The sequence below is a fragment of the Rhodococcus sp. PAMC28707 genome (assembly GCF_004795915.1).
GTDB lineage: Bacteria > Actinomycetota > Actinomycetes > Mycobacteriales > Mycobacteriaceae > Rhodococcoides.
The window spans coordinates 2323772-2340228 of record NZ_CP039253.1; the positions used below are offsets into that span (position 1 = coordinate 2323772).

Annotated in this window: 3 protein-coding genes; 1 reads left to right on the top strand and 2 read right to left on the bottom strand. The window is 64.8% G+C overall.

What is annotated here, in order from left to right:
• Positions 1-3: 3 nt before the first annotated feature.
• The gene (locus E5720_RS10500; RefSeq protein WP_247596260.1) at positions 4-828 is read left to right on the top strand and encodes a helix-turn-helix transcriptional regulator; all 825 of its coding nucleotides are present in this window, start codon (positions 4-6) and stop codon (positions 826-828) included.
• Here the strand turns inward: E5720_RS10500 and E5720_RS10505 are convergent.
• Both E5720_RS10505 and E5720_RS10510 read right to left on the bottom strand, forming a co-directional pair.
• Complete coding sequence (locus tag E5720_RS10505; protein WP_210729993.1) at positions 825-1820, bottom strand: alpha/beta hydrolase family protein; 996 nt, start codon at positions 1818-1820, stop codon at positions 825-827. The genes E5720_RS10500 and E5720_RS10505 overlap by 4 nt on opposite strands.
• Complete coding sequence (locus tag E5720_RS10510) at positions 1817-16441, bottom strand: non-ribosomal peptide synthetase (protein ID WP_136170618.1); 14625 nt, start codon at positions 16439-16441, stop codon at positions 1817-1819. Before E5720_RS10510 ends, E5720_RS10505 begins: the two co-directional genes overlap by 4 nt.
• Positions 16442-16457 lie beyond the last annotated feature (16 nt).

Genomic DNA, 16457 nt, shown 5'->3' on the forward strand with positions numbered 1-16457 from the left:
CGTGTGGTGGATAGGAAAAACGCGACAGCAACACATGCGGGCGTGCTGCGACCCGAAGAGTTGGCGCAGCACGTCGATCTCACGCGTTTGCCCTGCGCACCCTCACTGGACCCGTGGATAGAGAACTACTGGCTCCTGCGGTGGGAGTTGCCGTCCGGCAGGACCTACAGCACCTCGACGCTGCCACACCCGGCTTGCACGTTGAGTATCGAGCACGGTCACTTACGCGCCGGTGTCATCGATCCCGTGGTCGTGACCGGAGTACTCACCAAGCGCTTCGATGTCACACTCGCAGAACGGGGCTGGGTCTTCGGCATCAAATTTCGGCCCGGTGGATACGCGAGCCTGACCGACACCCACGCTCGATCGCTCCGCGACGTGCCGGTCGCCTCACCGACCGCATTTCGGCAGGAGACGGTCACCGCACTCGCCGAGCTGGGGCCGCACCACGAAACGGACCACTGCCGAACCGCCGTCGATACGGTCCTGGCGCCCTACGAACAGCCGGCCGACTCCGACTACCTGGAGGTTCTGGACATCGTTTCGGTGATGCTCCACGACCGATCGTTGGTGCGTGTGGGTGACGTCGAGCAGCGGTGCGGTATCGGCGCTCGGCGGCTGCAGCGATTGTTCGAACGCTACGTCGGGGTGACACCGAAGTGGGTCCTCGGGCGGTACCGCATCCATGACGCCGTCAGTGACCTCGACGGCGGGTTCACCGGTTCGTTGGCCGATCTGGCAGCTCGGTACGGCTGGTTCGACCAGGCGCATTTCACTCGTGAGTTCACCGAGCTGATCGGGGTACCGCCGAGCGCCTACCTCCGTTAGCCGGTCAGCGCCCGCTCCAACGTCGGCCACGATGCACGCAACGCGTCCTGCCAGTACATCCACGAATGTGTGCCGTTGGAACCGAGATCGAAGTGTGCGGGGATACCCAGTTCGTCGAGTCGTTGCTCGAGTCGTTCGGAGCATCCGTTGGTCACCGCTTCGATGAGACCACCGATGACGACCTGGTCGGGTAGCGGAGGCGCGCCGGCGGGTCGGACGACTCCTGGCATGTCGTACCGTCCGGGCAGCCCGGTGGAATTGGAGACGAACAGTTCCAATCCACGTAGCTTCTCGGCGTTGACGTAGGGGTCGTGCTCGACCCAGCGTGGATCACTGTCCGGTCCCCACATGTTCTCGACATCGCCCTTGCCGCGAGCTTCCACCACCAGGCGAATGAAGTTGCGCCCCAACGGGTCCGAAGTTTGCGCACAACCGCTGTACGACGCCACTCCGCGGTAGAGGCCCGGTGCCTGGATCGCCAGGTCGAGGACCGAACCGGCGGACATGGACAACCCGCCGATGGCGTTGACGCCGTTGGTGTTCAGTGCATCGTCGAGGACGGGCGGTAATTCCTGGGTGAGGAAGGTCTGCCACTTGTTGCGTCCGAGTGCGGGGTCGTCGCGTTCCCAGTCGGTGTAGTAGCTCAGGTACCCGCCGACGGGAATGACGACGTTGACGTTCTTGTCGGCGAAGAAGGCGGCCATGTCGGTCTGCTTCAGCCAGTTCGCGCCGTCCTCGCCGCCGCCTGCGCCGTTGAGCATGTAGAGCGTCGGACGCGGTACCGACGTGTCTGCGGGCCGGAGAACTTGGAGTTCGATGACGCGGTCCATGGACGGCGAGTAGACGTGCACGTTCCAGCGGGTGTCGTCCACCTGCTCGATCCGGTCGAGCGTTCCCGCTGCCGCAGTGGCGGATTCGGCGACCGCCACGGTCGTCGGAGCGAGGAGAAGTGCCGCCGTGATCGCCAGGATCAGCCTTCGCACAGTCTTCATCGCTGCACCTCGCGTCGGATGTAGTGATCGATCAGCGATCCGATGGATTTCAGTGCAGTCTCCGATGTCATCTGCCAGTGGGTGTTCGGTATGGACACTGTGGTGATTTCGCCTCGAATGTAGGGGTGCCATGTTGCGAGTCCTTGCCGTTTTTCGTGGCCGGCAGCGACGTAGAGTACTTCGCCGTCGTACACGCCGGGATGGTGTCGGGTGGAGATGTCGTGGTTGTGGCGTGCGGACCCGAGGAGTCGTTCGACTTCGTCCCGGCTGAGTACACCGGAGCCCGAGACGAGATCCGGCAGCGAGTCCAGTGATATCCGCTGATCGTCGATGCCGGGCAGGGCAACTCCCACTGCGTGCATCAGATCCGATGCGGCCATGTCGGTGTCCCAGACATCCTCTGGTGCAACGGCATGAGCGTCCAACATGATGAGCGAATGCACTTCCTTGCCGGCAGCCCGCAACCCGACGGCAATCGCGTGCGCGATCGTGCCGCCGAGCGACCAGCCGAGCAGGTGGTACGGGCCGTCGGGTGCGATCCGTTCGATCTCCTCGATGTACCGCTGAGCCAGATCGTCGAGTGAACCGGGAAGGTCGGTGAGCCCGGGTGTCTGAATGCCGTAGATGGGTCCGTTCGTGTACTTGTCCAAACCTGCGTAACACCAGGACAATCCGATGATCGGGTGAATACAGAACAGCACCGCCTTGGGCCCACCTTTGCGAATCGGGAACACCACGTCGAAGGAGCTACCGACGTCGGAGCCCGAATCGAGGAGTGATGCAAGAGATTCGGGAACCGGGTCGGCCAACAGTGACTGGAGTGAGAGCGTAGTACCCGTCGACTCGCGTAGGGCGGTGAGCATGCGCATCGCGCTCAGCGAGGTCCCTCCCAGTTCGAAGAAGTTGTCGGTGACCGATACATCGTCCACTTTCAGAACCTCCGAGAACGATCGAACGACAGTAGCTTCCGTGGCGGTTGCGGGGGGACGGTATGCGCTGCGGAGGCCGGAGAAGTCCGCTTCCGGCAACGCGTCGACATCGAGTTTCCCGGTGGGAGTCCTCGGGATGGTGGTCAGAACCATGACGGCGGCGGGAATCATGTAGCCGGGCAGTAGTGCCCGTACGTGACTGCGCAGGACGTCGTGACCGGCGAGCCCGTCCTGGGTGACGAGAACGTACGAGACGAGCGCGGTATCTCCCGACGGACCTGGACGGCCGAGCGTGACGGCGAAGTCGACGCCGGGATGCGTCGACAGCGCTGCATCGATTTCACCGAGTTCGACGCGGAAGCCGCGCACTTTCACCTGGTGATCGAACCGACCGCTGTAGCGGAGTGTGCCGGTTGCCGTCCACCGAACGATGTCGCCGGTTCGATACATCCGGCCGTGCCCGAATGGATGTGCGACAAATCGTTCGCTGCTCAGACCCGGCCGGCCGTGATAACCGCGGGCGAGTGCGGGTCCGGCGACGTAGAGCTCACCGGGCACGCCGACCGGTACGGGGTGCAGGCGGGTGTCGAGAACGACGGCTTCGAACCCGGTGATCGGTGTGCCGATATCGATCGGTGACCCGTTCTCGACTGGGCCGAGCGTCGAGATGTCCGTAGCCTCTGTGGGGCCGTAACCGTTGAGCATGAGCCGCCCGGGTGCCCACCGTGCTACCAGTTCCGGGCTGCAGGCTTCACCGCCGACACAGACGACTTCGAGGTCGGTCAGGTTCTCGGGATCGAGGGTCGACAATGCCGAGGGCGTCATCAAGGCGTGCGTTACGCGCTCCGCTCGCAGGAAGTCCGTCAGTTCATCGCCGCCGAGGATCTCCGGCGGTGAGATGACCAGCGTGGCTGCGGCGGACAGCGCCGATACCATTTCGCCGACGGCCATGTCGAAGCTCGGTGAAGTGTTGTGCAAGAAGCGCGACGAGGCCTGCACCCGGTGGAGTTGGCGCCGCGATGCCGCCAGGTTGGCGAGACCGCGATGGCTCACCACCACTCCCTTGGGTATCCCGGTGGAGCCCGAGGTATAGATCATGTACGCAGCCGTGTCGAGGTCGCCATAGCCGTTCGATTCGGTGGAATCGATCGGAGTCTTCGGTGCGCTTTCCTGTTCGGCGACATGCTCTTCCGAGTCGAGTTCGAGCCAGGTGATCCCGGTCGGAAGCGCCGACACGTGCTCGGCAAGGGTGATTCCCATGACGGCGCCGGAATCGGTGACCATGTGCTCGAGGCGGTCGGCCGGGTAGGCGGGGTCGACGGGAACGTACGCGGCACCGGTCTTGGTGACCGCCCACACTGCGAGGACGGATTCCACCGAACGGGGAAGACCCAGCGCGACAACTGTTTCCGGTCCGATCCCGTAGCCGAGAAGCACCCGGGCAAGCTGTGTCGATGCGGCATCGGCGTCGGCATAGGTGTAATCACGGCCGCGCCAGCGCACGGCCACGCCGTCGGGATTCTGCGATACCGCCGAAGCGATCAGCTCCGAGAACGTACACGACGGCGGTGTATCGGCGCCGTGTACCGGTGCCAGCGCACTGCGTTCGGCGGCGTCGAGGATGTCGATGTCGCCGACGGGACGCGACGGGTCGGCAACAGCGGCGTCGAGGATCATCTCGAATCTTCCGGCGAATCCGGCGACGGTGTCGGCGTCGAACAGGTCGGTGCTGTAGCGCAGAACGCCACGAAGTCCGTGGTCGGTTTCGGTCAGCGTCAGCGCAATATCGAAACGTGTGACCCCGGGTTCGTAGGGGAACTCCGAGACGGTCAGACCCGGTAGATCGATACTGCTCGGGCGCTCGTGCTCGTACGCGAGAAGTGCTTGGAACAGCGGCGAGTGCGAAGTCGACCTGGTGGGTCGCAACGCTTCGACGACCTTCTCGAACGGAATGTCGGCGTTGGCGAAGGCATCGAGATTGCGCTCTCGCACCTCGGCGAGCAGCTCCGTAAAGCTCGCCGAGGGCCGTACCTCGTTGCGCAGCACGAGAGTTCCGACGAACATGCCGACGACGTCGTCGAGCACACCGGCCCCGCGGCCGGACACCGTCGTCCCGACGGCGATGTCGCTGGTACCCGACAACCGTGCGAGCAGTATCGCGTATGCGGCGTTCATGACCATGAAGGTCGACGCGCCGTGACGGTGGGCGAGGGAGCGTGCGGCGGCGAACGTGCGATCGGCGAGCTCGAAGGTGACCTGGTCGCCGCGTTGCGACGCGACGGCGGGTCGGCGACGGTCCGATGGGAGATCGAGCAGGTCCGGCAGACCGTCCAAGGTTGTTCGCCAATAGTCGAGTTGGCGGGTGGCCATCGAATCCGGATCCTCGGTGGATCCCAGGACGCTGTGCTGCCACAGGGCGTAGTCGGCGTACTGTGCGGGCAGCGGACTCCAGGGCGCAGGTGCTCCGTGCAGGCGTGCCGTGTAGGCGGTGAGGATGTCGCGAGTCAGTGGAATCATCGAGACCCCGTCGGCCGCAATGTGATGCACCACGAGCAGGAGTACGAACTCGCCGGCCCGTGTGCGTAGAAGCGATCCGCGCAAGGGAACCCCAGTCGTGACGTCGAAGCCTCGCCCGAGAACCTTAGCGGTCTCGGCGAGCACGGCATGTTCGTCGACGTCGACGGGCGTCAGGTCCAACCCGACCTCGTCGGCATTGAGGATCACCTGCTCGGGTTCGTATCCGCCCGGGTACGTCGTGCGCAGGGATTCGTGCCGGTCGAGCACATCCCGCACGGCAAGCGCGAGCGCCGCCGCATCGAGCGTGCCGGTCAACCTGACGGCCAATGCGATGTTGTATGCGGCGGAGTCGGGATCGGCTCGGTTGAGCAACCACATCCTGCTCTGCGCCGCGGACAGCGGAATGCGCTGCGGTCGCGGGCCTGCCGTCAGCGCGGGAAGCTGCGAACGCTCAGCGGCATCGAGAGCGACGGCTATGCCTGCGACGGTGGGGGAATCGAACAGAGACCGTACCGGCAGTGAGGTTCCGGTACGTTCGTTGATGCGCCCGACCACGCGCGTGGCAACCAGCGAATTACCGCCGAGGTCGAAGAAGTCCTCGTCGGCCCCCACCCGGTCCAGTTCGAAGACGGTGGCGAACACCTCGGCGACGAGTATTTCGCTGTCGGTTCTCGGTGCGAGGAATTCCCGCTCCACCTTCACCGGTGCGGGTAGCGCCGACCGATCGAGCTTGCCCGCCGCTGTTACCGGGACCGATGCGATGATCGTCACCGATCGAGGAACCATGTGCGAAGGCAGAGAGCGACGGGCATGTTCGACGAGTTCGGCCGGAATCGGTGAACGACCGACTGCCGGAACGATATAGCTGACGACGGCATCGGAATCGATATCGGAGACGGCGTTGTCGACGTCGGGATGCTGGGTGAGCACTGCGTCGATCTCGCCCAGTTCGATGCGGAAGCCGCGAACCTTGACCTGCGCGTCGGCGCGGCCGAGGAACTCGAGCGAACCACCGAGACTGCGGACTCGGTCGCCGGTGCGGTAGAGGCGGGTTCCGCGTCGCGAGAAGGGATCGGCCACGAAGCTGGCCGCTGTCGTACCGACCTTGCCGTGGTAGCCACGGGCGAGGGAGTCGCCGCCGATGTAAAGCTCGCCGATCACCCCGCTGGGTACCGGGTGGAGTCGAGAATCGAGAACGTACGCGCTGACTCCGCGTATCGGCCCGCCGATTCCGAACCGTAGTTCCGGGTCCAGTGGCCCGTCGATGGTCGCGGCGATGGTCGCCTCGGTGGGGCCGTACGCATTGAACATCGCGACCCGGCCTGCCCAGGTCCGAACCAGCTCGGTCCCACTGGCTTCTCCCCCGACGACGACGGTACTCAGCTCGGGTAAGGCGTCGGGGTCGACCGTGGCGAGTGCGGCCGGAGTCACGAAGGCGTGGGTGACTCCGCGCAGGGCCCGAGTCAGTTCGGCGCCGCCGTAGATGTCGGGTTCGGCGATGACCATCGTGCAACCGGTGCCGAGAGGGAGCAGCATTTCCAGTATCGAGGCATCGAAACTGGCCGACGCGAAATGGAATGTGCGACTGCTGTTGTCCAGCCGCAATCGCTCGCACAATTCGGCGCTGAAGTTCGCGAGGCCGTTGTGTGTGACCGCCACACCCTTCGGTGTACCCGTCGAACCGGAGGTGTAGATGATGTACGCGCAGTGCTCCGGGCGCAGCGTGAAAATCCGGTCGGCGTCGGTGATCGGGGCCGCCGATCCGACCGACGGGTCCAGCTCGCTCGGGCGCACCCAGTGCACGGATCCGACTCCGGCCTCACCGATACCTAGTTGTGCACCGGAATCGGCCAGCATATGTTCGATCCTGCTTGCCGGATACCGCGGATCGATCGGGACGAACGCGGCGCCGGTCTTGGCTACCGCCCACAGCATCAGAACGGCAGTTGCACTGCGTCCCAATATGATTGCTACCGAAGATTCCGGCCCTGCACCGCGGGCGATGAGTTGTCGAGCGATGCGGGTGGACGCGTCGTCGAGTTCCGGGTAGGTCCAGACGATAACGCCGTCCTCCAGTGCCGCGGCGCCGGTCGAGTTGACCACAGCCGATGCCAGCAGTTGCGGGAGAGTACGTCGGCGCAGTGCGGGGCTTCCCTGCAGCACTGAGGGATCGGCAAGGTCGATGTCGCCGATCACTGCGTCGGGATCGGCGGTCGCAGTGGAAAGAATGTTCACGAAGTGCCGGGCGAACGAAACGGCCGTCGAGGCGTCGAACAGATCTGTTGCGTAGGTGAATGTTCCGTGGAAATCGGCGGAGTCGACTTCGAGTTGCAGATCGAACTTCGCGACAGCCGCGACACCGGTGACCGGAGCGACGACGAGCCCGGGCAATTCTACCGTGGGCGCCGCGTCGTCCACGGACAACATGACCTGGAACAGAGGATGATGTGCTGTCGACCGGGTGGGCGCCAGGACCTCGACAAGTCGATCGAACGGGACGTCGGCATTGCTGTAGGCAGCGAGATCGCGGTCACGGACCCGGTGCAGCAGTTCGGTGAAGCTCGCCGCGAGATCGATCTCCGTCCGCAGGGTGAGGGTGCCCACGAACATGCCGACCATCTCGTCGAGCGCCTCTTCGCCGCGACCTGCGACGGGCGTGCCGAGAGTGATGTCACGTTCTCCGGAGACTCTCGCCAACAGCACGGCCAGCGCGGCATGCAGGACCATGAACGGCGTCGTCCCCGTGCGTTGCGCGAGTGCGGTGACTGCTCGGCGGGTGTTGTCGGTGACGGTGAATTCGGCGGTAGCACCGCGGTGCGACGCGGCGGCGGGGTGTGGACGGTCCGTCGGCAGCGGCAGTCGTTCGGGGATGCCGCGGAGTTCGTTCTTCCAGAAGGCGAGCTGCTGGGAGATCACCGAGTCCGGATCCGACTCCGATCCCAGTACCTCGATCTTCCACAATGCATAGTCGGCGTACTGGATCGGTAGCGGTGTCCACGTCGGCGCGGTGCCGTGAGCCCGAGCGGTGTAGGCCGCCATGACATCGCGGGCCAGTGGACGCATCGACCAGCCGTCCGCGGCGATGTGGTGGGTGATCACCATCAGTACGTGTTCGTTGGGGCCGAGCCGGAGCACGGCTGCCCGGATCGGTGGTTGCGCGGTGACGTCGAATCCGCGACCCGCCATGCTCGCCAGGGCCCCGGCGAGATCGCGCTCGGTGGTGTCGGTCGTCGGCACCTCCAGTGCGGCGGATTCCAGCACGACCTGGCGTGGGCCGTCCGGGGAATCGGGGTAGACGGTCCGCAGCGCTTCGTGCCGCTCGACGACGTCGACCACTGCCTGCCGAAGCGCGTCGGTGTCGAGGTCTCCGGTCAGGCGAATGGCGCCCGCGATGTTGTACGCCCCCGAAGCCGGGTCGAATCGGTTGAGCAACCACATGCGGTGTTGGTTGGGTGCGAGCGGAATCGACTCGGGGCGCACTGTGGTGCCGAGGGCGGGACCGCTCTGCCCGTGTGCGAGTTGCGCCGACAGTGACCGGACGGTGGGGTTATCGAAGAGGGCTCGCACACCGATGTTGCTGCCGAGCTCGGAATTGACCCGCGCGACGACCTGGGTGGCCGTCAACGAGTTTCCGCCCAGTTCGAACCAGCCGATAGTCACTCCGACGTCGGATCGACCGAGTACGTCGGCGAAGATCGCGGCCACGGCTACTTCGGTGTCGTCGGCCGGGGCGATCACCTCGGCCGACTCGCCGACCGGCTCCGGCAACGCGGACCGATCGAGTTTGCCGTTGCGGCCGAGGGGCATGCGCGTCAGCGGCACGTAGACGGTCGGAACCATGTAGGCCGGAAGTTCGGCTTCGGCTCGGCTGCGGATCTCCTCGATCGACGCCGTTCCGGATACATAAGCGACGAGTGTCTCGGCGGGAGTGGAGCCTGCGGAATGACTCACGTGGGTGGGAGTGGCGCCTGCGGAACGACTCACGTGGGCCGCACCCGATCGGTGGACGGTGACGACGGTGGACCCGACGCCGGGTGTGCGCAGGATGGAAGCCTCGATGTCGCCGAGTTCGAGACGCTGTCCGCGGAGTTTGACCTGAAAATCGTTGCGGCCCAAATATTCCAGTTCACCATCGGGCGTCCATCGAACGAGATCGCCCGTTCGGTAGAGCCGGGTGCCGCTACCGAACGGGTCGGGCACGAATCGTTCCGAAGTCAGCGCGGCCCGCCGGAGATAGCCGCGCGCGAGTTGTGCGCCGGCGAGGTACAACTCGCCGACTGCGCCGATGGGTACGAGACGTAGAACCGGATCGAGAACTCGCAGCTGGGTGTTCCACACCGGGACGCCGATCGGAACCAGCGAGTCGGCACCGGACTCGGTCTCGTGGTACGTGACGTCGACCGCGGCCTCGGTAGGTCCGTAGAGATTGTGCAGCGAGGTATCCAGCGCGGCATGGAACCGTCGAACCGTAGATCGCTGAAGTGCTTCACCGCTCGCGAAGACATGCCGCAACGACGTGCACGCAGCGGTGTCACCGTACTCGAGGAACAGGTCGAGCATCGACGGGACGAAGTGGGCGGTGGTGATGCCCTGCTCCTGGACGAGGCCCGAGAGATACTTCGGATCGCGGTGTCCTTCGGGTTCGGCGATGACCGTTCGGGCGCCGGTGATATGTGGCCAGAACAGTTCCCACACCGAGACGTCGAATGTTGTCGGCGTCTTGTGCAGTACGACGTCGGACTCGTCCAACGGATAGGTGTCCTGCATCCAGAGCAGACGGTTGACGATCGAGGCATGCGATACCGCAACGCCTTTCGGCATGCCGGTGGATCCCGAGGTGAAGATGACGTACGCCGTGTTCTCCCCGCGGGGAGCAGACTTTCGCTCCCGCGGTGTGATGGGCTCGGTACCGAACCGTGACAGGTCGAGAGTACGGGGGTCGATGACCGGTGCAGTGGTATCGATGTGGGAACCCAATACCATAGTAGGAGAGCAGGTTTCGACCATGTAGGCGATGCGTGTGAAGGGAAGAGTCGGGTCCAGAGGCAAGTACGCAGCACCTGCGTGCACCACGGCATGGATGGCGACGAGTTGATCGATGGATCGCGGTAGTGCGACGGCGACGACCGACTCCGGACCGACACCGCGGGAGAACAAGAAACGCGTCAGGCAGTGAACCCTTGCGGCGAAACTGCCGTAGGTCAAAGAATACTCTTCGAACACCACGCACGTCTCGGACTCGTACGTGCGCGATGCCCTGCTCAAAAGGTTTGTCAGCGTCGTTGGTTCGATCGCGCGGCCGGTGGTATTCCAGCCCAGGGTCAGCGTTTCGCGTTCCAGCTCCCCCAACACGTCGATATCGAGGAGAGCGCCATCGGGACGATCGGTCATCGCCGTCAGTACACGCTGCAGACGCTCGGTCATCGTCGTAGCCTGCCCGAGCGAGAACGCCTCGGGTGAGAACCTCAACATCATGGTCAGGTCCGGTTCCAACACGGTCACGAGCGTCAACGGATAGTGTGTTGCATCGGCGACGGCGACGTCGAGCACTCGCATCCCGCCGATATCGGTATCGGACCGCAACGCACTGCGGTCGATCGGATAGGACTCGAAGACCGTCAACGTATCGAACATCGCTCCAGGGCCTGCCGCAGCCTGAATATCGGCAAGTCCGACGTGATGAATGTCGAGCAGCTCGACCTGCTCGCTCTGCAGCCGAGCCATCACCGTAAGAACCGAATCGGTAGCGTTCGATCGGACCCGCACGGGCAGGGTGTTGATGAACAGTCCGAGAGTGTCCGTCGCTCCGGGCACCTCGGCAGGCCTGCCCGAGACCGTCGCGCCGAACACGACATCGCTGCGAGTGAGCATGGAAGACAACACGATCGACCATGCGACCTGGACGACGGTATTGACCGTCACCGATGCATCCTTCGCCAGCGCAGAGATGGCGTCGCGGTGGACGCGAACGGGGACCTCGCGCGGCAACACCGAAGTGCCGTCCACGGGGCTGGTGGTGGGCGCGAGAAGAGTCGGTTCGTCGAGCCCGTCCAGCGCGGTGACCCAACGCTCGCGGGCCGCATCGTGGTCGCGTCGGGAGAGCCATTCGAGATAATCGCGGTACGCCCTGGCAGGGGTCGGGATGGGGGCGTCGGTGCCGTACAGCACCAGCAGATCCTTGATGAAGATCGGCATCGACCAGCCGTCGAACAGGATGTGGTGGTTGGTGACGACCAGTTGTGTTCGGCCGGCGCTGTGCAGCAACGCGAATCGGACCAGTGGGGCCGCTGCCATGTCGAATCTTCGCAGTCGTTCCTCGGCGATGATCCGATCCGGATCGGTGACGGTGTCCTCACGCCACGGCACGTCGACGTCAGCGAGGATAACTTGCACCGGAAGGCCGCGTGCGTCGTGAACGAACGCAGCGCGAAGGTTGTCGTGGCGTTCGAGTAGGCGCTGCGCGGCGCGACGCAACCGCGGGCCGTCGATATCGCCGTCGAGCTCGAACACGATCTGGGCGGCGTAGACGTCCACGCCGTCACGTGTCAGATCGGCATGGAACATCAGCCCGCGTTGCAACGGTGCGAGTGGCCACACGTCATCGATCCGCCCGAAGCTGTCTTCCCACAGATCGATTCGATACTGATCGACCTGGATCAGTGGCACGTCGGCAGGAGTGAGCCCGCCGGCCGAAGGGTCGTTGGCGTGCGCGGAGAGTTCACCGATCGCAACGGCCCACAGCGATGCGAACTCGCGGACCTCAGCGTCGGTCAGCACCCCATCCGGGTAGCCGATTCGAGTCGAAAGCCGTTTCCCTGCAAGCACGACGTTGATGTCGAGCACCACTTCGGTTGCAAGATCCTCGCCGCTTCCGCCATGCACCTCGGCCGTCATGTCCGGAATCCATCCGACGCCGATCAGGGCGTCGGGAGTGTCCGCTACCCGTCCGAGGTAGTTGAAGCTGATCTGTGGGGTGGGAAGTCCGTCCAGAGCCCCGGATGCGCGCAGCGAGCCGTATCCGGTCCCGCGGGCGGGTGTCGAACGAAGCTGTTCCTTGACCGCCTTCACCGTCGCGGCAGGATCGGAAGCGTCGGGTACCGAGAGCCGGACGGGGTGCACGGTGGTGAACCACCCCACTGTCCGTGTCAGATCGGCACCGGGAAGTAGTTCTTCGTCGCGGCCGTGACTCTCGATCGAGACCAACTGTGACGTGCCGCGCCAACGGTGAAGTGCCAGCGCCAATGCCGTCAGGAGCGCATCCTGGGGGCCCATCCGGTACGCGGTGGTGAGCGGACCCAAAACGGCGGCGGTGACGTCGGCGTCGACGTCGAGTTGGACGGTATGCGTGCTTGCGCCGGTGTCGCGCTTCGAATCGAGTGGTCGGGAGCCGATCGGTGTGTCGTCACCGTCGAGGATCGACATCCATTCTTTGCGTTCTTCCGTGAAGTCGAGTTCGGCTAGAGAGTGCGCCCACCGCCGCATCGAGGTCCCCGTCGGCGCGAGGGTGATCGCATCGCTGCTCTGTGACCAGGCCGACGCCAGGTCCGGCACGAGAATGCGCCAGGATACGCCGTCGATCACCAGGTGGTGGGCGACGATGACGAGCCGCGCCCAGCCGTCGCCCACGACAGAGACCAGTTGGAGCATGATGCCGTCTCGTGGACGGAGTCGCCGGCCCGCGCGTCGGGCGGTGTCCTCTATCGCCGACGCGAATTCGGTTTCGGCACCGACTGTTTCGTGCGAGATAACCGAATCCGGGGAAACGGTTCCTGGGTCGCCGACGACCAGGTTCTCCCCCACCCAGCGTGCCCGCAGCATGTCGTGATGATCGAGGACGGCAGCGACGGTACGGCGGAGCCGTGGCGGGTCGAGGTCGGGGGGCGAGGTCAGGACGAGTGCTTGGTAGAAGCTGTCGAGGTCCACCGGTTCGGCGGCGCGGGCGCACACGCTACGCGCGATCGGAAGAATCGGCATCGAGCCGACGCCACCGCCGTCGAGCTCCGCCAACTCGACTCGATCGGCCGTATTCGCCGCAACCTCGGCGAGGGCGGCGACGGTACGCCGCTCGAATACATCGCGCGGGGTGAATACGACGCCGGATTCCTTTGCCCGAGCAACGAGTTGGATGGCGACGATGCTGTCGCCGCCGAGGGCGAAGAACGAATCGTCGACGCCGACGGAGTCGAGACCGAGGACTGCAGCCATCGAGTCGGCGATGGCCAGTTCGACGAGGCCGGTTGCCGCGCGGAAGGCAGTAGTGGTCCCGGTGTCGATGGGATCGGGCAGTGCCAAGCGGTCCACCTTGCCCGTGGCAGTCAGTGGCACCGCGTCGAGCTCGATCAGATGTACCGGAACCATCTGTGTCGGAAGGAAATCCGAAGCCAAAGCAAGTAGGGACTCGCGATCGAAAGTGTGATCCGGCTTGATCTTGACATAGGAGACGAGTTGGGACCGACCGCCGTGACGGAAGATTGTCGAGACGACGAAGTCGGTCGAGGCATGCCACGCCAGCACTGCGTCCACTTCGCCCAACTCGATACGTAGCCCGTGCAATTGAACCTGGAAGTCGCTGCGGCCCACGAACTCGAGTTCGGCCCGAGCGATTTCGGCGCCACGCCACCTTACTAGGTCACCGGTCCGGTACAGCCGGGTTCCGGACCCGAACGGATCAGCAACGAATCGCGCCGCCGTCAGATCGAAGCGTCGGTGGTAACCACGTGCCAGGCCAGGTCCGCCGACATACAACTCACCCGTCACTCCGGACGGAACTGGTCGTAACCAGCGGTCGAGTACGACCGCCGATGCGCCTTGGAGCGGACGGCCGATGGTGATCGAGTGTGGATGGTGCTGAGGCTCCGTCATCGTGATGACGATGGTGGACTCGGTGGGGCCGTAGCTGTTTCGAAGATCGGCAACACCGGCCAGGCGCTCGACGAGGTCCGGTGGGCAGACGTCGCCACCGACGACGACGGACTCGAGCGAGGCGACCTCTTCGACGGCAACGGTCGACAGGAGAGCGGGAGCGGTGATGACATGGGTGACGGCGTGCTCGATCATCAGTTGCGTCAGCTCACGCCCGCCGTACACCTCGGGTGGCGCGATGACCATGGTGGCTCCAGCGCTGAATGCAGCGATCATTTCGAAGATCGACGCGTCGAAGCTGGAGGAGGAGAAGCGCAGAACTCTGGAGTCGGGAGTCAGCCCGAGCTGGGGGCGCTCCGCGGTGGTGAATGCACTCAGCCCGCGGTGGGTGACCAGGACGCCCTTCGGTGTCCCCGTCGAACCCGAGGTGTAGATCGTGTAGGCGGCGTGGTCGAGATCGAGAGTGCACCGGCGATCGGCATCGGTGATCGGAGCCGAGCTGCGTTCGGCGAGTTCTTCGGTCAGCGCCGTCTCGTCGAGGGCCAACCAGTGCACGCTGTCGGGGAGTGACACGGCCAGCGAGCTGGTGCTGAGACCGACCAGCACCCCGGACTCACCGACCATGTGCGCGATGCGTTCTCGCGGATACGCCGGATCGATCGGTACGAACGATGCACCCGACTTGGCGACCGCCCAGAACGCGAGAACCGAGTCGATCGACCGTGGGAACGACACCGCGACGACGGTGTCAGGCCCGGCGCCCCGAGCGATGAGAGCGCGCGCGAGAGCGTTGCTGGAGAGGTCCAGTTCGCGGTAGGTGAGCGTGGCGTCCCCGGCTATCAGCGCAATACCGTCGCGATTGCGGGCCGCACCCGCGGCGAGGATGTTCGGCATCGAGGCAGGCTCTGCGGCGGCGGGTCCGCGCGCAGGCACGAGTGCTCGTACGTCTTCGACGTCGAGGATGTCGAACCCGATAACCGGCGCCGACGGCTCGCTGCCCAGGAACTGCGCGAGCAGCCCGAGGAATCGTCGGTGAAGGTCGTGAAAAGCCTCTTCGCTGTAGAGATTCGGGTTTGCCTCGAAGTCGATTCGAGATCTTCCGCCCGCGACGGCCGGGTAGAGGTTGACCGACAGATCCTCGACCGGTCCGGTGGACAGCACGTTGAACAACCCGGTCACAGGACCCAGTTGCACTTGGTCGTCGTACGCCATGATGTTGATCGCAGGTCCGAAGAATCCACGTTGCTCGCGCGGCATATCGGCGTCGCGGCGGATGTCCTCGGCGCGGTATCGCTGGTGACGCAATGCGCCCGTCAGCTCGAGTTCAACGGCCGCGACCAGGCCGGCAACGGTGGTGTCCGAGCCGATGCGTACACGGATCGGCAGCACGTTGGAGACCATTCCGCCCGAGCGGCGGAGCAACGCAGTGGTGCGGCCCGCAACGGGCAGGCTCAACACGATGTTTTCTGCCCCAGTGATCGCGGACAGGAATGCCGCGACAGCGGCGACGGCTATCGGCGCGAAAGCAGAATCGAGCCGGTCCGTGGTACGTGCCAGCGCCACCTCGAGCATCTCCGGCAGCGGTTCCCCGCAGATCAGCGATCGTGACGACGGTGGAGCGGCCATCCCCGCTGGGCCGGCCGGCGCCGGCATATCGCGCGTCTTGTCCATCCAGTACTGCCGATCTTTGTCGAACCGCGGTGAAGCCCGGTAGGCCGCTTCCGCTCCGTAGATGTCCACGAGGGCCCCTGCTTTGGACGGCGAAGGATCCTGGCCGGCGACGACGGCGGAGTAGATCTCGGCAGCACGGTTGATCACCCGAACTGCCCCGTAGCCGTCGAGTGCGAGGTGGTGGCTGTGGGAATACCAGAAGATGCGGTCCGGGGAGATCCGGATGATCGCGAGGCGGGTGAGTTCGCCGCCGGCGAGATCGATCGGTTCGCAATACGCAGCCTGCATCCAGTCCAGTGCGGATCGTTCCGGATCGGCGGCGTGGCTGAAGTCGATCCTGACCGTGTCCTCGCCCTGTGCGGCGTCGACGTATTGGTGTGGCTCCCCGTCGATTTCGACCAGGCGAAGCGATCCTGCCCCGAGCTCGCGTACGGTGCGTCGAACTGCGTACAGCATCAACTCGATGTCGACGGTTCCGCGAATGTCGAGATAGTTCGCAATCGTGATCGGAACTTCGGGCATCAGGTGCTGCGCGAACCACAAGCCCTTCTGTGCCGCGGTGAGCGGGAAGGGTGCGGCGTCAGCGGTGGATGCACGGTCGCTCTCGTTCGAACGCACTTCCAGTGATTCAACCGAATCCACAATTCGCTCTCTCAGT

Bases quoted from the DNA above. Each gene is read 5' to 3' on its own strand.
- E5720_RS10505 (WP_210729993.1), bottom strand. From the start codon at position 1,820: ATGAAGACTGTGCGAAGGCTGATCCTGGCGATCACGGCGGCACTTCTC.